Annotated in this window: 12 protein-coding genes and 1 other annotated feature; of the genes, 2 read left to right on the top strand and 10 right to left on the bottom strand. The window is 60.1% G+C overall.

Features of this window, described 5'->3' with window-relative positions; genetic code table 11:
* Positions 1-43: 43 nt before the first annotated feature.
* From Q0367_RS13690 to polX, 5 genes are all read right to left on the bottom strand, one after another.
* The gene (locus Q0367_RS13690; protein WP_297640459.1) at positions 44-1,513 is read right to left on the bottom strand and encodes an MFS transporter; all 1,470 of its coding nucleotides are present in this window, start codon (positions 1,511-1,513) and stop codon (positions 44-46) included.
* 71 nt (positions 1,514-1,584) lie between these two features.
* The gene (locus tag Q0367_RS13685; protein WP_298982864.1) at positions 1,585-3,195 is read right to left on the bottom strand and encodes a hypothetical protein; all 1,611 of its coding nucleotides are present in this window, start codon (positions 3,193-3,195) and stop codon (positions 1,585-1,587) included.
* Between the two features lie 256 nt (positions 3,196-3,451).
* The gene (locus Q0367_RS13680; RefSeq protein WP_297640455.1) at positions 3,452-4,684 is read right to left on the bottom strand and encodes a helix-turn-helix transcriptional regulator; all 1,233 of its coding nucleotides are present in this window, start codon (positions 4,682-4,684) and stop codon (positions 3,452-3,454) included.
* A gap of 7 nt (positions 4,685-4,691) precedes the next feature.
* Positions 4,692-5,108 (bottom strand): hypothetical protein, encoded by a 417-nt coding sequence (locus tag Q0367_RS13675; protein ID WP_297640453.1) that lies wholly within the window; start codon positions 5,106-5,108, stop codon positions 4,692-4,694.
* Positions 5,109-5,298: 190 nt separating this feature from the next.
* Positions 5,299-7,092, bottom strand: a complete 1,794-nt coding sequence (gene polX / locus Q0367_RS13670; protein ID WP_297640451.1) for a DNA polymerase/3'-5' exonuclease PolX — start codon at positions 7,090-7,092, stop codon at positions 5,299-5,301.
* Positions 7,093-7,323: 231 nt separating this feature from the next.
* Between polX and ltaE the strand changes: the two genes are divergently transcribed.
* Positions 7,324-8,364: a low-specificity L-threonine aldolase gene (gene ltaE / locus Q0367_RS13665; RefSeq protein WP_297640449.1), complete on the top strand. Its 1,041-nt coding sequence runs from the start codon at positions 7,324-7,326 to the stop codon at positions 8,362-8,364.
* 10 nt (positions 8,365-8,374) lie between these two features.
* Here ltaE and Q0367_RS13660 read toward each other — a convergent pair whose 3' ends face one another.
* From Q0367_RS13660 to Q0367_RS13640, 5 genes are all read right to left on the bottom strand, one after another.
* Entirely contained in the window at positions 8,375-9,124 is a 750-nt protein-coding gene (locus tag Q0367_RS13660; RefSeq protein ID WP_297640446.1) for a hypothetical protein, read from the bottom strand.
* A 23-nt stretch (positions 9,125-9,147) separates the two neighbouring features.
* The gene (locus Q0367_RS13655; protein WP_297640444.1) at positions 9,148-10,647 is read right to left on the bottom strand and encodes a leucyl aminopeptidase; all 1,500 of its coding nucleotides are present in this window, start codon (positions 10,645-10,647) and stop codon (positions 9,148-9,150) included.
* Between the two features lie 181 nt (positions 10,648-10,828).
* Positions 10,829-12,091 (bottom strand): aminotransferase class I/II-fold pyridoxal phosphate-dependent enzyme, encoded by a 1,263-nt coding sequence (locus Q0367_RS13650; RefSeq protein WP_297640442.1) that lies wholly within the window; start codon positions 12,089-12,091, stop codon positions 10,829-10,831.
* Between the two features lie 330 nt (positions 12,092-12,421).
* Complete coding sequence (phoU, locus tag Q0367_RS13645; protein WP_297640440.1) at positions 12,422-13,108, bottom strand: phosphate signaling complex protein PhoU; 687 nt, start codon at positions 13,106-13,108, stop codon at positions 12,422-12,424.
* A 172-nt stretch (positions 13,109-13,280) separates the two neighbouring features.
* Positions 13,281-14,513: a hypothetical protein gene (locus Q0367_RS13640; protein ID WP_297640438.1), complete on the bottom strand. Its 1,233-nt coding sequence runs from the start codon at positions 14,511-14,513 to the stop codon at positions 13,281-13,283.
* A gap of 730 nt (positions 14,514-15,243) precedes the next feature.
* Positions 15,244-15,472: a binding site (T-box leader), on the top strand.
* Between the two features lie 99 nt (positions 15,473-15,571).
* Here Q0367_RS13640 and Q0367_RS13635 point away from each other — a divergent pair.
* Positions 15,572-18,301 (top strand): valine--tRNA ligase, encoded by a 2,730-nt coding sequence (locus Q0367_RS13635; RefSeq protein ID WP_298982859.1) that lies wholly within the window; start codon positions 15,572-15,574, stop codon positions 18,299-18,301.
* Positions 18,302-18,514: the final 213 nt, after the last annotated feature.

Genomic DNA, 18,514 nt, shown 5'->3' with positions numbered 1-18,514 from the left:
GGCTCACCGCCCATGCTTCTTTCGAGGCGCTGTTCATCAAACGTCAAATCGCCACCGCAGACTCATCGAGAAGCCCTGAAGAATCAGCGCTTGACGTTTCGGCTGCTTGATTCCGCTGCTCGATTTCTGCGTAGACCCTGTCGCGTTGCGACTTTTTGAGCAGGGGATAAAAATACATCACTCCCACTGCAATGAAGCCAAAGAGCGCGGGCAAGGCAAAGTATACGATGCCCAAACCGCTGAACAGCGAGGCCGGAATGTTTGTAGCTGTTTCGTATAGTTGAGCGTCGTATCCAACTGCAGCCAAAACAAACCCCACCAATGCAGAGCCAAGCGCCGCCTGAAGTTTGGCGATAAAGCCGGCCATGGCGTTCGTCGTTCCCTGCAGACTCTTTCCGAGGATGTAGCGATTGTAATCCATGCACTCCATGTTGATAATCTGATTGGGGATAAACGCTGTGGAATTTCCTAGATAGAAGAGTGCAAGCAAGGGTACGAAAATGGTCATGCTTGAAATCGGGCCGCTAAGATTGAGTAGCCAGAGAACGGCCAGAACCACGCTGGCCGTGCCATAGGCAAGCATTACGCAGACTCCAGGCGTAAATCGTTTCAGAAGCAATTTTGACAAGAAGGCGCTGGCGATGATGCTGAAGATCGAAACAATTCCCAAAATCGCGGTGTTCCTGCCGAGATTTTCCACCCCAAATGCATACTTGATGTAGTAAACACTGGCGACCTGAGTAAGGTTGAAGAGAAAACCGCCAAACAAGAGCACCAACAACGAGATAAAAAGAGGCCGGTTCCGCTTGAACATAGTGATGAAATCTTTAGGGGTCACAGTTTCCTCATCGACGCTGTGCCTTCCCTCTCTCACAAGCGCCACGCCTAACATGGAGATGAGTGTAACGGGAGCCACAAACACTATGACGGCCAATCCAATATTCGGTGTGACGCCATCTGGCCCCAAGGCAATCGCGGCTGGCAGGAAAAATGTCAGCGCGATGGCAAAAAACAGACTTACAATTCTCGGCGCAATCAACAATTTCGCCCGAACGTTCGCATCTCGCGTCAGGGTCTGAATCAGCGAGTTGAACGGTTGAAGTGTGAACACGGTGTCGAAGATAATGTACAGGACAACGATCAAAACAACTTTTATTGTGTCTGAGAGATCGGCGGGAATGTTGAATAAGGCGACGACCAGAAGACTGGAAATCGGGATCGACAAGAATATAAACGGCTTATACCGTCCCCATCGAGTTCGTGGGCTGCGATCCATGACAAAGCCAAGGAGTGGGTCGTTGATGGCGTCCCATATGCGGCCGACAAGGAGCATCAGTGCAGCAACCTGCGCGGCTCTTCCGGCGACGCCGGCGTAGAGGCCAGAATAGTCGGTGATGTACAACATGAGCGTGCCTGCAATGAGACCGGTGGCGACCACCTGCGCTAATCCCATCACGGACACGCCAAACATCGTCTTGAAGTCTTCCGGGTATTGTTTTTTCTCCTTCGCCATGGGGAAACCTCCTCTGTCATTCCTTTTGCAATCGATGAAGAAAATTGATGGAGAAATTGTCAGTCCGTGAGTTACGGGAGCAGATCATTCACCCTCAGGGTGCTCCCGTTGTATTTGACATAGCCATCGCTTTGAGGCCTGCCATCGTTATCGAGATCAAACAATAGCCTTGGGGGGGTCTCGAATGTCCCTCCCGAAAGAGCAATCCGCAGTTTCATCTCGCCTTCCTTTCGCCCACGCATTTTTACGTCCGCTTCATAACGGCAACCCGAAGTGAACGAGAAGAAAACTTTTTCAAAGCCATCAAAAAAGGTCTCGCCGTCATCGGAGAAATGGTGATAGACCAGGTTTCGCTCTCCGGAAAAGATGCTGTTCTGCTCGCCAAGGCGCACTGCGATATATCCAGGGTGTCTGCCGGCGATTTTCCCTGCATGGATGTTGTTGGGCAGCGTCTGCGGAGTAAGGACCGCCTCTAATCCTTTGAGAGCATATGGAACTTCATCCGGGGTGCGCTGCACCGGAACGACAGGCCCCGGTTCATAATCGTGTAGGATCACCTGCCGGATGCGGAGTCGTATGCCGCCTGGTTGGGCCTGGCTGCCGCGCACCATTTCCATCCACATGGCTTTCTTTCCATTTGGATGCCAGGACATGGGCGATACGTACACCCATTCCTCATCCGGGTCATGCAACAGCACCCCTTGATAGCCAGGTTCGCACATTGAACGTTCAATATCGATTAGCGCAGGGCCGATATTCCCCGGACGGAAGGTTCGCACGCCCGTCACGGCGTACATATACAGATACATTGTCAGACCTTGGGTGACCAGATGCGCATAGGGTCGAGGCATCCAACCTAAAATGGCGGGATCGGTGCGTTTCGAGCCGCGAGAAGTCATCACCAAACCGAGGCGCTCGTCTGGCGAAAAAATCGTCGTTTCATCGTAGCCCGGCGTGCGCGTAATTTGGAGAATCTCCTCAGAAAGGAGATCCTGAACCACAGAATCGGCGACATAGCCCTCTTTCGCACCCACCAACGAAATCGCCGTTCCTCCACGCACGAACTGTTTGACCTCTCCGCCTCGGATGGGCTGTGGAATGATATAACCTGGATTGGCGTCATCTTTCTTGAATGCTTCCAACGTGCTGATGACCTGAACTCTTTCGATGACATATCCATCCTTTTCGCGCTGAAGCGCTCCCAAAAAATTGATTGCGCCGACGCCGTCGCTGCGCAGCGTCGTCCAGGCCATGTGTTCGTTGTCCGGCGCAATGATGACCTCCGACCAATGTTTCCAGGTGCAGGGATCGTGGACCAGCGCTGCAGGGTATTTGACAGGAATTAGCTCCGCTTTGTTGCAGGCGTCAATGCTGGGAGAGCATTCCAAGACGTAGTCTCCAAGGAGCACTCTCTTGTTATCGGCGAACGGCATGGCTCGGATGCCATTCGCCTTCTCATGCTGCGGAACTGCGCCGGAAAAGATCACGCGAAAGTTGCTGCCATCATCGTTGAGAACGGCGAAGTTGTAATAGTCTTTCGTGGAAGGATCGTCATCTGTGCGATAGTGAAGCAGAACGCTGCCCGAATACGTGTATGTCGCCGACATCTCTTTGACAAAAGCTGGGACAGGGATTGTGGCAATTTCGATTCGGCCAAATTCATCTGTTTTCTGAATAGACATAAAGATTCCTTCCCGTGAAATGATGTGCGTTTCAAAGCGACGCCGCGTGCGATGCGATGTCGATACAATGATGTTGACACGATATAGACAAGATTGAAATGCTTTGTTTGCTTGGGCGTCTTTAGTAAAGCGGTTATTGGGGATATGCGTATATTAAAATTCTCAGATTTTTATCAAATTTGCGAACAAAAAAAGCCTGTGCATTGCACAGGCCTCTTCATGATTCGTATAAAGGTCAATCAAAAATAATTTCTTGTCACTTCTTCACGTCTTTTCGGAACTGCTGCGGAGTTACGCCGGTCACTTCCCTAAAGGTTGCGGTGAAATAGCTTTGCGAGCTGAAGGAAAGCAGCTCGCTAATCTCAGCCAGAGAGAGCCCAGAAAAACGGAGCAGCAGTTTCGCTTCGGCGATTTTGGCTTCTTTGATGTAGCTGACGAGAGAGCGTCCGGTTTCTTCTCTAAATTTTTTGGAAACATAATGTGGATTGTATCCAACAAATGCAGCAATGTCGGCGACGCAGATGTGTTCTCGAATGTGCTCATGAATGAAGTTGCAGCAATCATTCACCAATTTTGAATAACGATTCGCTCTCTTGATGTTGCTCACTCGACTCGTCATTTCATATAACATTTCCCTGTGCAAACGCAGAATTGCAGGAAAACTATGCATCGTCTCGATCTGTTGGAGATAGAGGTCTCTCAGCGAATAGACAATTTGTGGATTGAGCCCTCCTTCAATCGCCGCTGAAGTCGCCAATGCAAGCCCAAAAATGAACAGATTCTTCTGGCGTCGAATCGGATCATTTTCATCGCCCAACGTGATAAAGTTGTATGACGTCGTCCTGAGTAGTCTTTTTAGCCCCTCAAGATTCCCTTCTCGAATACATTCAAGAAGATGTTGCTCAAAATTGTAGGTGATTTGAGAGATGTCCCCTCGTTCAGTCGGGTCTTCTTGATATTTATGGAGTTTGTCCGCCAGCGCAATATCACTCTTGGCTAACCCTATGATCGTTAATGAAGAGATGTCCAGCTCTTGACCGGAGAACAATGCGCAGATCATTTCAAATAATTTGGCGAATTCAACATAGGGATGAATGGGAACTTGCCTGACTGCGGTCAAGAGTTCGTCTTTCTTTGGGGAAGAAAAGTAATAGGACTGCATATATTCGACAGCCAGGGCTTTAGAAAATTCAGAAGTGTATACAGGGCCAAGCACGATCACTTTGGCCACTTGAGCGCCATCGAAGACAGGCGCCCCGGCCCAGAGTTGATTGATTTCGCTGGAAATGATGTGCGGTCTTGCACTTTGGCGACACAAATCGAGAAGATGTTGTTTGCACTGTGAAATGGTGAACAAAATTTCATCGCCCTCAGGGTTTGCGGAGAATCGCTCATTCACCTCCCCCTCACAACTATAGACGACGAGCGCAATGCGATAGACTTTTGAAATCGTCTTTAGCAATTCGCTCCCGTCGATGCGCGCAAACATTTGGACCTTACTCAGAATCAAACACGGCTTCAATCCCGTCCGCCATCACCCAGCCGACCAGGCCATCGGCGGCGCGCACGCGGTACCAGCGCACTCCGCTTAGCTCGACCGGATAGACGAGCACATCGCCCGGCGGCCCCATGATGGTGAAACGATCGCCCGCCTCATACTCGGCCAGAGTGATCGTCTCCGGCTCGGCGGCGGCGTAGAGGCGCAGCTGTCCACGCGCCTGCACCTCCGCGCCGACCTCGAAGACCTCCAGGCCGGCCAGTGCATCCGCCGAAGAAGCTGTCCCAGGCGCACCCTCTGCAGGCGCTGCTGCGACGACGGCTTCTTCCTCTGTCTGAGAGGTCAAGGCAAGCACGCCGCTCTCCACCGTGACGACAGGCGTCGGCGGCGCGCTGACGCCAACCGAAGGCTGCATCGTGCATCCGCTCAAAAGGAGGAGCGCCGCCAGCGCCAAAGTCGACGCCCCTGCATGCAGTGGACGCTTCCACATCAGGGGAAAGAGGCGCCGCCTCAGAAACAAGCTTGCAGAGAGGCGCGATCGTTCGCTCCGGCGGGGAGAGAGACGAAGAATCGGTTTACGATTGCCGGCTTGCATTTTCATCTTCCTATCGTTTTGCATCTTTGAGCAGGCTGCGCATTGCCTTCAACGGTCGCGTGTTGATCACATCCGCCGCCGTCACCCAGCCGCGCCGCGCCACGGCGACGCCGTATTCGGCCAGCGTCAGGTCGTGCACGCTGTGGGCGTCGGTGTTGATGACGAGCTTACAGCCCAACTCGACGGCGCGCCGCGCGTAGACGTCGTTGACGTCGAGCCGCACCGGGTTGGCGTTGATCTCCACGACCGTGCCGGTTTCCAGGCAGGCCTGCAGAATGCGTTCCATGTCGATTTCGCTGGGTGGCCGCTCGCCGATGAGGCGTCCGGTCGGATGGCCGAGAATGTCGACGTGGGGGTTGCGAATCGCCTTCAGACAGCGCGCAGTGATCGTCTCGCGATCCTGGCGTTGCGCGCTATGGATGCTGGCCACGACCACATCCAGTTGCGCCAGCACCTCATCGGGCAGGCCGAGCGAGCCGTCCGCCAGGATTTCGACTTCGCTGCCCTGCAGCAGCCGAAAGTCGACGCCCTCCTCTTCGCAGCGGCGGTTGTAGGCGTCGATCTCGGCGCGCTGCCGGCGCAGCTTTTCGGCGTCCACCCCCTGCACGATGCCCAGCCCGACGCTGTGGTCGCTCACCAGCCAGTAGCGATATCCACGCGCCCGCGCTGCGTCGGCCATCTCGGCGACGCTGGCTGCGCCGTCGCTCCAGGTGGTGTGGCCATGCAGCTCCCCCTGGAGATCGGCGAGCGTAATCAGCGCCGGCAGGCTGTGTTGCCGCGCGGCCTGCACCTCGCCGCGGTTTTCGCGCAGCTCGGGCGGAATCCAGTCCAACCCCAAAAAGGCGTACAGCTCCGCTTCCTCCTCAAAGAAACGTTGCTCGCCTGCAGGCGCTTCGCCTTCGCCCGTGGCGGTGAGGCCGTACTCGTTGAGGCTCCAGCCCTGTTTGAGCGCAAGCTCTCGCAGCGCTACGTTGTGCTCCTTGCTGCCGGTGAAGTATTGCAGCGCCGCGCCCCAGTGTTTGCGTTCAACCACGCGCAGATCGACCTGCAGGCCATTGCCCAGCACCACGCTCGACTTGGTCTCGCCTGCGCCGACGACGTCCGCCACTTCGGGCAGGCTGCGGAAGGCTTCCATGACGCGCGCGGGGTGCTCGCTCACGCAGAGGATGTCCACATCGCCGATCGTCTCCTTCCAGCGGCGCAGGCTGCCGGCGATCTCGATGCGTTCGAGCGCGCCGGCGGGCAGGCGCTCCTGCAGTTCGGCGATCAGGCGCAGCGCCAGCGGCCGCGCCACGCCCAGCGGTGCGCGCACGTCCGCGCCCTGTTCGGTGCGTTTGGCCAACAGCTCGATGCCCTTGAGGATTTTCTCTTCGCTCTTTGCGCCGAAGCCTTTGAGGTTGCGCAGCTTCCCCGCCTCCGCCGCCGCGCGCAGCGCCTCCACGCTGTCGATGCCTAGCTCCTCCCACAGCCGTCGGGCTTTCTTCGGCCCCATGTCCGGCACCTGCATCATGTCGACCACGCCCTGCGGCACCTGCGCAAAGAGCGCGTCGAACTCCGGGTCGCCGTCGGTGGTGAGCAGGTTGTGAATGGCCTCTGCGATGCCCTTGCCGACGCCGGGGATGCTGGTCAGCTCGCCGGCGGCGTCGAGCGCGTGAATATCCTGCGGCAAGTTGCGGATGCTCTCCGCCGCGTTCTGAAAGGCGATGATGCGGAAGCGATTGGCGTCAAGAATTTGCAGCCGCGCGGCTACGCCGGCCAGGATCGCGGCCACGTCTCGATTGGTGAGGCGAGGTCTGGCGTTCATAGGTGAGAGGGATTGTAGCACAAGTGGAAGGGTTTAGGCGATTCTTGTGCTTCGCCTGGCGCCTTGGCGACTTTGCGTTGTGTCCATTTTCAGGCATGATGTCTGACGGCGCCGGCGACGATGAACATCACGCCAGGCCATCATCGGAGCTTACAAAGCGTTCTCGAGCTTTTCCTGGCGCTTTTGCGGCTTTGCGTTAAATTTATCTTCACTGCACATCAGGAGCGTTTCATGACCACAGTGATCGACCTGCGCAGCGACACCGTGACAAAACCGACGCCCGCCATGCGCCGCGCTATGGCGGAGGCGGAAGTCGGCGACGACGTCTACGGCGAAGACCCGACGATCAACCGCCTGGAGGCGCTCGTCGCCGAGCGGCTGGGCAAGGAGGCGGCGCTCTTCGTTCCCAGCGGCACGATGGGCAACCTGATCAGCGTCCTCAGCCACTGCGGCCGTGGGGATGAAATGTTGCTGGGCGACCAGGCGCACATCTTTCACTACGAGCAAGGTGGCTCCGCGGCGGTGGGAGGCGTGCATCCGCGCATCCTCCCCAACCGCCCGGATGGCGCCATCGACCTCCAACAGCTCGCCGGCGCCATCCGCGGCGACGATGAGCATTTCCCGGTGACGCGCTTGATCGCCCTCGAAAATACGCACAACCGCTGCGGCGGCCGCGTGTTGCCCTTGGACTATATCGACGCCGTGGGCGCGCTGGCGCGTGCGCGCGGCCTCAAGCTACACATCGACGGCGCCCGCCTCTGGAACGCCGCCGTGGCGCTCGGCGAATCGCCGGCGCGGCTGGTCGCTGCGGCCGACAGCGTGAGCGTCTGCTTCAGCAAAGGATTGGCGGCGCCGGTCGGCTCCGCTGTGGCCGGGTCCCGGGAGTTTATCCGCCGCGCCCGGCGCATGCGCAAGCAGGTGGGCGGCGGGATGCGGCAGGCGGGCGTGCTGGCCGCCGCAGCGATCGTGGCGCTGGAGCAAATGGTGGACCGGCTGGCCGAGGATCACGCCCATGCGCGTCGGCTGGCGCACGGGCTGGCGAACATCGACGGCATTCGCCTTGATCCTGCGACGGTGGAGACCAATATCGTCTATTTCGACGTGATCAAACCGGGATGGGATGCAGCGAAGCTCTCCGCCGCCCTGGCGGCCGAGGGCGTGCGGATGAACGACACAGGGCCCTATCGGCTGCGCGCCGTCACCCACTACGAGATTTCCGCAGCAGACATCGAACGCACGCTGACGATCGTCGAAGCTGTGCTGCGAACGTAACCCTCGTTTGCTACATCGACGTGCGGTTGTGAAGAATTTCGATATAGCGATCGGTGGGCGAAGCGTCCGTCTCTTTGGGGGAGGCGGATTCCTCGCCCATCGTTTCATAGGTCTCGGTCAGCCGCGTCGGCCCCACCCCGGGCACTTCGATCATGCTCTGGGCGTCGCTTTGCGCCAGCTTTAACACGCCGTCGGCCATCGCCGCGCCGGCGGCTTCGCGCTGATGCACGGCGGCGCCGTCGAGGAAGTTCTTCAGCCCTGCGAAGACGCCGATGATGTCATGGATCGGTTTCGCCAGCACGCCTGCGATGACGCCCGACATCACGACGTCCCAATTCGCCGGGATCGGACCGATGAAGCCCAAAGCCAGCGGCTGCAGGGCGGCGAAGAGATGGAGCGAAAAGAGGCTGGCGAAGCCGACGCCGAGGATGGCGCCGAGCAGCACGCTGGTGCCGCTCTTGAATTTGACGTAGCCGGAGGACTTGATGTCGGCGGCGTGCAGCCGGCCCGTATTGAGCAGGATCCATTCCAGATAATTCCAGACAAGCTCCACCATGCGCTCGATGGCAAAGGCGACTGCCAAAAGCGCAAGGAGCAGCGGCCCCAACGCCGGCGACGCAGCCTCCGCTTGCCACAGAGGGGCCGCCTGCGCTGTCAATGGGGCGAGGAGCGCGCTCAGGGCGCCCACGCCCCCAAAGAGGAGTCGCCTCGAACTGCGCCGGTGTTTCAATCTATACCCGAATACGGTTTGGTTCGCCATTCGCCCCCTCTCTTTCCGTTTCCTCACCACGCCTCGGCCAGCTCCACCAGGAGACGCACGCCATATCCCGTCGCGCCCTTTGGCGTCAGCGCATCGCGCTCCGAGGTTGTCCAGGCCACACTGGCGATGTCCAGATGCGCCCAGGGGTAGCCTTCGGTGAAATGCTCGATGAATTTGGCGCTGGTCGAAACGCCGCTGCTGCGACCGCCGCTGTTTTTCACTTCGGCCATGTCGCCTTTGATCGCCTCCTTGTACTCCTCCCACATCGGCATCGGCCAGAGGCGTTCGCCGCTGCGCTTCGAGGCCGCCATCAGCGCGTCTTGCAGCGCATCGTCGTTGCTGAACAGGCCGGCGGCCTGCGGCCCCAGCGCCACGCCGATGGCGCCGGTCAGCGTTGCGAGGTCAACCACAGCCTTGGGCTGGTAGCGCGCCACGTAAGCGAGCGCGTCGGCCAAGATCAGTCGGCCTTCGGCGTCGGTGCTGAGAATTTCCGCCGTCTTGCCGGTCATGCCGGTGAGGATGTCGCCGGGACGGTAAGCGTTGCCGTCGGGCATATTTTCGACGCAGGGGGCGACGCCGATCACGCGGCGGGGGACGCCGAGCTGTGCAATCGCCTGCATGGCGCCGATCACCGCCGCTGCGCCGCTCATGTCATGTTTCATTTCCTCCATGCGCTCCGCCGGCTTGATGCTGATGCCGCCGGTGTCGAACGTGATGCCTTTTCCGACCAACACCAGCGGCGGCTGCTCCTCGAGGCCCGCCGGCGCATGCTCCAGAATCACAAGCTGCGCCTCGTTGGCGCTGCCGCGGCTGACCGCCAGCAGAATGTTCATCCCCAGCTCGCGCATGGCGTCCTCGCCCAAGATTGTGCACTTGAGGCCGGCCTGCTCCGCCATCGCTTGCGCGCGTTGCGCCATCGCGGCAGGATTCAGAATGTTTGGCGGTTCATTGGATAGGTCGCGCGCCAGATTGACGCCGGCGGCGATGATCTCCCCGCGACGCAGCCCGCGCTCGATGGCCGGAACGCGTCCTGCATCAAACTCGACGACGGTGCACCGGCTTGGGCCTTCTTCCGGCGCTTCTCGTTTGTAGTTGGGAACGCGATAGTCGGCGAGCAGCGCGCCTTCCGCCAAGGCCTGAGCCGCCGCCTCCACTTCCAATCCGCCGGCGCCCGCCCCGTGCACAATGGTGGCGTAGTGCTTGACGCCTTTGAGCTTTGCAAGCGCCTTGTGCGCCGTCGCTGCGGCCTTGCGGGCCGCCTGCATGTCGAACTTGTCCGCCTTGCCCAACCCGACGAGCAGCACGCGCGGCGCGGGCAGCTTGCCATCGGTGTAAAGCAGCGCCGTCGTCCCCGCTTTGCCCTCGAAGTCGCCAGATGCGATCAGCGTGCGAACGGCGCCGTTGAGCGCAGCATCCACCGCTGCCGTGGCGCCGCCTGGCGTCTCGACCCCCTCAAATAGATTGACGACAATTGCGTCCGCTGCGATTGCAGTGATCGAGCCCTGGGTGATCGAAAATTGCATAGCGCCCTCGTCCTCTCCATGTGCGTTGATTGCGTAGCGTCGCAACGATAAACACGACTTTTTTAAGTCTAAATTGCTAAAGTGTACATTTCACCGGGTCGCGCCTCCCTGGCGTGGCGCACTCTTCCACCTGAAGCGTTCGGCCGGAAGCCAAACCTGCGCTGCTCGCCGGATTGCGCATCTATGAAACCACGCGCTTAGGAATCTTCTGCAGACGTCGCGCCGCCTCATCCAGCAGATCATCGGTCTTGCAGAAGGTGAAGCGCGCCAGGTTCTGAGCCAGATGCTGATGCGGTTTGCTGTAAAACGGGCTGGGCGGAATGGCCGCCACGCCGATCTCGGTCGTCAGCCAGCGGCAGATGGCGACATCGCGGCGCTCTGCGGGCTGCACCGGTGCGTCAAGCGCGCCGGTGTCGACGATGATGAAATAAGAGCCATCCGGTGCAACCGGCGTCAATCCGACGGCCTCGAGCGCATCCAAGAGGCGGTCGCGCTTGGCGCGGTACATTTCGGCGAGCCAGCCGAAATAATTGCGCCGCTCCGCCTCTTCAAAAGCCACGGCGATCGCCTCCTGCATCGGCGTGCAGACGGCGAAAGGAATCCATTGATGCGCCATCAGGATGGCGTGTGCGAGGCGCGGAGGCGCAATCGCCCAACCGATCTTCCACCCTGTCACGGAAAAAGTCTTGCCGGCGCTGCCCAGCGTCACCGTGCGCTCCCACATGCCCGGCAGCGTAGCGATGCGCACATGTTGGGCGGGAGGATAGACCATCCACTCGTAGACTTCGTCGCTGAGCACGGTGAGGTTGAAACGCCGGACGACCGCAGCCAGCGCCTCCAGCTCCTGGCGGGTGAAGACCTTGCCCAAGGGATTCGTAGGCGTATTGAGCACAAGCAGCTTGGTGCGCGGGGTGATGGCGGCCGTCAGCTCATCGATGTCGAGCGTCCAGTCGGCGGCGCGGCGAGCGCCCGCCGGGCCGCGCAGCGGCACATAGACCGGAACCCCCCCGGCCATCGTCACCGCCGCCGGATAGCTGTCATAGAACGGCTCGATCAGGATCACCTCATCGCCGGGGTTCACCAGCGCCTGCATGGTGGCGAAGATGCCCTCGGTGGCGCCGACGGTGACGACGATCTCCGTCATGGGGTCGAGCGTCCGTCCAAAGAGCGGGCTGTAGGTCTGCGCCAGCGCCTGCACAAGCCGCGGATGGCCGGCGCTGCGCGCGTACTGGTTCAAGTCGGCGGCGATGGCGGCGACGGCGGCTTCTTTCACGAAATCCGGCGCAGCGAAATTCGGAAATCCTTGCCCGAGGTTGACGGCGCCGACGGCGTTGGCGAGCGCCGTAAATTCAGCGAAGACGGTGGCGCCAAAGCCTCGCACACGCTCGGCGACAGGATCGTAGCGGGTTGGGGAGGAGGTCGGCTGCTGTGGCATGGAAGACATACGACGAATCTGGTTGGCCTGGTGAATTTTGAAAGATATGTTTCAGCGTATTCAGCCTTGAGCAAGCGCTCGCATCGATGTGAGAGCTGAACAAAAAGTGCAATCGTACATCGACGCTTTCAGCATGAAAGCGTCGGATCAGCATTATAGTCGAGTCGAGGCAGATGGCGGAAACGAAACTGTATCCAAACTCGGCAAAAACGCCTTCCCAAATAGCCGATGGCCATTGGAAAGGCGTTGCAGCCGAAGCGGGTGGAGAGAGTTGGCGGAAATAAAATAAAAGCAGCCGTTCTCCCTGGGTTGCGGAGAAGCGGCTCGGGCTAATGAAAATCAGTTCTGCGTGATGTCCGACTCCACGTTTACTTCTTCCATGCTGCCGGTGACGAGAAAGATCAGCCGCTCGGCGACATTGGTGATCAAGTCGCCCACGCGCTCAAACTCGCGCGCCACGCGCAGGACCTCGTAAATATCCTCGGTTTCCTCTACGGTGGCGGCTCCGGAGAGCCGATACATGATCTGTGTGAAGGCGCGGGCGTAGAGTTTGTCCACCTCGTCGTCGCGCTTTGCCACCTGGCTGGCAAGTTGAATATCCCGGTTGGCGTACGCCACCTTGAGCTGACGCAGCATGTCGAGCACGATGTGACCCATCTCGGCGATCTCGACGGGAAGTTTCCCCTCCGGTCGCCCGTGCAGCCGTTTCAGCGCTTTGGCCACGCCTTTGGCCTGATCCCCCATGCGCTCCAGATCGACGATCATGTTCAGCGAAGCGATGATAAGCCGCAAGTCGCGTGCAGCAGGCTGTTGCGTAGCGATCAGGACAATGCAGCGCTCCTCGATGTCAAAGCGCATCTTGTTGACCTGACGGTCGAGGTCGGTCACCACTGCAGCCAGCGTCGGATCCAAACGTTCGTAAGCGGCCAACACCACCGATAACTCTTCTTCCACGCGGCTCATCATCAACATGACAGAGTCGCTCAGGTGTTGCAATTCCCGGTCGAAATGTTCACGAGGTCTCATGTCGTCCTTCCGGTGTCGAGTTTCCTTGCTTTTTATCATCAATTCCCACGCAGGATAACATCATTATACTACGGCGCTCAGGTTATCGAAGCGTCAATAAAATGTTAACAAAGGTGCAGCGGACCCTTGTGTAGGGTCGCGCTGCACCTTTGCGCAGGAGAACCGGGAGCCATCAGCGATGGGTGACCGATGGCCGATGCACTCGGAAGGACGCGGCGCTGCGCTCCATCTCGGTGAACAGATTGGCGCCCAGGCCATAGAGCAAGGCCAGGCCCACCAGACCGGCGACGATCCAGGCGAGGACAGCCGGCCAGGCGGAGGCCGATGTCGTGGCGGCGGTGAGGGCAGGCGCCGGCTCGACGATCAGCGGCGCCGAGCCAAGAGCCGCGGGTCGGCGGCTGGCCATCGTAAGGGCGTAGACTGCGCCGGTCTCCCCCGTCACCGGCAGCAGCTCGGCGACGGGAGCTTCGGCGACCGTCGCCAGGGGCTGCCAGACGCCGCCTCCATCGACGCTCATGCTGACGCCGCTCGGCGTTTGATGAACCTCTGCGTGGCCGAACAGATAGCTCGTCGCCACATAGAGGACGTCCAGCTGCGCAGGGTCGACGGCGATGGCGTCTACGGCGAGCCGGACGCCGGGCGTGAAGCCCAGGCCATCGTTGGCCATACTCCAGCGGACGCCGTCGTGGCTCATGAGCAGGCCGCGATCCAGCGTGCCCACATAGACCGTCGCCGGGTAGCGGTTGACGACGGCCAGCGCCGTCGGCGCGCTGCCGAGGTTTTCAACTTCTCGCCACTGCAGGCCCGTCTCCTCCCCCCGATAGAGCCGGGAGGGCGTGCGAGCGAAGAGCAACCCGGCGTTCACGCTGTCAACGGCGAGCTGCACGATCGGCTCATCGAGCTGCGTTCGCCCTGCCGCAATGACGCTGGAGCCAACATCGCGCAGGCGGAAAATCTCGCCGGTGTCGGCGCCGACGTAGATAAGTCGATTGCCCTTGTCCAGCGCCAGGCTCGTGACGCCGCCGACTCCCTCCGATGGCAACGGCACGCGCAGCCATTCATGCTTGCCGCCCGCCTTGCTGCGCATTCGATACAGCGCCAGCTCATTGGCCGCGCCGACATAGACGATGCTCGGTCGGCTGCCGTCGATCGCCACAACACCGGCGATCACGCCGGTCGGCAGATCGATTTTGCGCCATTCCCCAGGACGTCCTTCGTAAAGCTCGCCGCCGTCGACTGCATAGCTCATGCCCGCAGGGCGCGCAGACGCCGCGTAGGAGCGAACGTTCTCCAGATTCGCCTTCACCACTGCGACGGGCTGAACATCCAACGCCGTGAGAACCCCCGCAAAGACAAACAGGATTAAGATTGCAGTCATGAAGATGAAGAAGAACTTGCGAATCATAGGGTCGCTCCTTCAAATTTGGGCTGTGGAAATGTTTTCCAAATCCTTCTGCATTCAGTATAGTCCCTGTCATCGGAGGAATTCTTGACAGTTTTGACAGGGAATTCGGACCGTTTGGCTACGCAGAAGATGCATCCGTTCACATCCCTGTGTTAGAAATTACGCTGTAAGGTTGAAACCCGCTCATGGAATATGATCTTCCAGGAAGCTCGATGAAAGTGAACAAATGATTCTGGCGCCTTGTAGGCGCAGCTCGCAGCTGCGCTTCACCGAATTCCTCTAAATCCTGTGGTTCACCGAGAACGTGCGCCTGGGAGCCGCACCTGATAAGCCCGGTGTATCTCTCGTAGGCGCAGCTCGCAGCAGCGCTTCCCCGTTTCACCTAAATCCCTGGGGCTATCGGGAATGTGCGGCTGAGAGCCGCCCCCACCGTCATCACCGTCTGTTTGCCCAATCCGCTCGCTCGATTGCCGGGTTCAACTGCGCAACTTCCAACTGCGTGACTTCTATGTATACTGAAACGGCGACGCGTTTCCGCATTGTTCTTCATTCTTCCGCTGTGAATCAGCGCACAGCCGCCCCCTTTCAAGGGGCGACGGCCACCGAACCGGGGGATCGGATAAAGATGAGGCCAGAGTGACGAAACATTCAGACGCCGGTTTGGCAACCGGCTCACCCTCCGCTATACTATTCAGCAATTGGTTGATAACCAATTGACAACCGAACTGATGGAACGACATTGCACCGGAGGAGTACCTGCTGCGCCGGCGCCAGAGAGGCGAGGTCATCGGCTGAAAGCCTCGCCCGCACAGGGGGCAGGGAAGGTCGCCGGGAAGGTCGGGAGCGTGAACTGTTCAGTAGCGCTCCTCGGATGGCGCCCGTTAACGCGCAACGAGTGATACGTCCGTTTTAGGCGGCGTATAATCAAGGTGGTACCGCGGAGCCGCTTCGTCCTTGAACGATGAAGCGGTTTTTTTATTCATCGGTGAACTGCCAGAGGCGTGAAAAATTTTTCGCCCTTTGTTTAAATGGATCGACCGATCAAGTGAGGCAATCTTATGACCGAGCAAACCATGACCGAAACAACCATGCCCAAAGCCTACGACCCGCGCCAGGTGGAGGAAAAACTCTATGCATGGTGGGAGCAGAGCGGTTTCTTCCGGCCAGAGCAGCAAATCGCCAGCGGACTGGCCGATCCTCGACGACGTCCTTTCGTCATTCCAATGCCGCCGCCCAACGTCACCGGCGCCTTGCATCTCGGCCACGCCATCACCAGCAGCATCGAAGACATGCTGATCCGCTATCATCGCATGCTGGGCGACCCGACGCTGTGGGTTCCGGGCACCGACCATGCCGGCATCGCCACGCAGAACGTGGTGGAGCGCCATCTTGAAAAGCAGGGCGTCACCCGTCATGACCTGGGGCGCGAACGCTTCGTGGATGAGGTGTGGCGTTGGAAGCATGAGTATCACGCGCGCATCACGGCGCAGCAGAAACGCATGGGCATCTCTTGCGACTGGACGCGCGAACGCTTCACGCTTGACGAAGGGCTGAGCAGGGCTGTGATGGAAGCCTTCGTGCGCCTCTACGACGAAGGGCTGATCTACCGGGGCAACTACCTCGTCAACTGGTGTCCGCGCTGCCAGAGCGCCCTCAGCGACCTTGAAGTGGAGCACGAGGAGGTGAGCGGCCGGCTTTACACCTTCCGCTATCCGCTTAAGGAGGGCGGCTATTTGGAGGTGAGCACCACGCGGCCGGAGACGATCCTGGGCGACACTGCGGTCGCCGTGCATCCCGATGATCCGCGCTACGCCGCCTACGTGGGCAAGACTGCGCTCGTGCCCATGCTCCAGCGCGAGATCCCCGTGATCGCCGACGCCTACGTCAATCCGGAGTTCGGCACCGGCGCGCTGAAGGTGACGCCCGGCCACGACCCCAACGACTACGAGATCGGCAAGCGGCATGACCTGCCCATGATCAACATCATGAACGAGGACGGCACGCTCAACGCTGCAGCCGGCCCCTACGCCGGCCTGGATCGCTTCGAGGCGCGCAAGAAGCTCTGGGCGGACATGAAGGCGGCCGGGCTGGTGGTCGGCGACAAAGAGCACGTGCATCAGGTCGGCCACTGCCAGCGCTGCGGCTCCGTGGTGGAGCCGCTGCTGAGCGAACAGTGGTGGGTGAAGATGGAGCCGCTGGCGAAACCGGCGCTGGCTGCGGTCGCCAACGGCGACATTCAGATCGTGCCGCAGCGCTTCGAGCGCGTCTACAACCACTGGCTGGAAAATATTCGCGACTGGTGCATCTCTCGCCAGCTCTGGTGGGGGCATCGCATCCCGGTCTGGTACGGGCCGGACGGCGTCGCCTTCGCCGGACGCACCGAGGCGGAGGCGCGCGCCCGCGCCGCCGCACACTACGGCCGCGAGGTCAACTTGCAACAAGACCCAGACGTGCTCGACACCTGGTTCAGCAGCGGACTCTGGCCCTTCAGCACCCTGGGTTGGCCCGATCAGACTGAAGACCTCGCCACCTACTATCCGACCACCGTGTTGGAGACCGGCTACGACATCCTCTTCTTCTGGGTGGCGCGCATGATCATGATGGGGCTGAAATTCACCGGCGAGGCTCCCTTCAGCGTGGTCTATCTGCACGGCCTGGTGCGCGATGAGCAGGGGCGCAAGATGAGCAAGAGCCTGGGCAACGCGCTCGACCCGCTCGACCTGATCGACGAATACGGCGCCGATGCGCTGCGCTTCACGCTCCTGACCGGCAGCACGCCGGGCAACGATCTGAAGCTCAGCGTCAGCCGCATCGAGGCGAACCGCAATTTTGCCAACAAAATTTGGAACGCGGCCCGCTTTGTGATCATAAAATTGCAAGACACCGAGCTGGCGGTTGATTTCAGCGACCCGCACAGCCCTACCTATCGCCTGCCTGAGCGCAGCCTGCTTGGGCTGGCCGATCGCTGGATTCTCAGTCGCTATGAGAGCGTGCGCCGTGACGTCAACCGCCTGATCGAAAGCTGGCAGCTCGGCGAAGCCGGCCGTCAGCTCTACGAGTTTCTGTGGAGCGAGTATTGCGACTGGTACATCGAGGCGTCCAAAGTGCGTTTGGCCGACGCCCAGAGCGCTGAAGCGCAGGCCACGCGCCAGGTGTTGGCCTACGTGCTCGAACGCACGTTGCGGTTGCTCCACCCCTACATGCCCTTTGTGACGGAGGCGATCTGGCAGAATCTGCCGGGAATGGCAGGCGACGGCAGGTCGATCATGGTGATGCGCTGGCCGGAGGAGAGCGGCCAGCCCGATCTCGAAGCGGAGGAACAGTTTACGCGGCTGCAAGAGGTGATCCGCGGCATCCGCAACGTCCGCACCGAATACGACGTGCCTGCCGCGCGACGCATCGCTGCGCTCTTCAGCGCAAACGAGCACGCCGACCTCATCAATGCCAACCTTCCTGTGATTACGGCGCTGGCGCGCCTGGAGCCGGCTGAGATTGTGGTCGCAACCGAGCTGACGCCTCCCGGCAAGGCGGCGACGCTCGTTGCGGGCGGCGTCACCGTCTACTTGCCGCTCGCCGGTCTGATCGACCTGGAGGCGGAGCGCAGGCGCCTCCAGGCCGAGCTGGAAAACATCGATCGGCAGATTCAACGCATCGAGGCCGCGCTGAGCAACGACGCATTCACCTCCAAGGCGCCCGCCCATGTCGTGGAGCGCGAGCGTTCACGGCTGGCCGAGCTTCAAGAGCGCCGCCATCAGCTCGTCGAGCGCTCCGCCGAGCTTGCGGAATAAAGCGGCGCCGCTTTCCTTGTCGCAGGGACGCCCCGACGTTCGTTCTCGGGGGCTTGATGGTTTTTTGCGGCGGCGCGGATGCATTCGGGGTTCACTGTAGAAGACTCTCACCCCCTGGCCCCCTCTCCCAAGGCTGGGAGAGGGGGAGCAAGGCCCTCACCCCCTGGCCCCCTCTCCCAATGCTGGGAGAGGGGGAGCAAGGCTCGCAAGCCG

Source organism: uncultured Caldilinea sp., assembly GCF_937128415.1.
GTDB lineage: Bacteria > Chloroflexota > Anaerolineae > Caldilineales > Caldilineaceae > Caldilinea.
The sequence above is the reverse complement of the archived record's forward strand: the minus strand, read 5'-3'. Positions and strand labels throughout refer to the sequence as shown.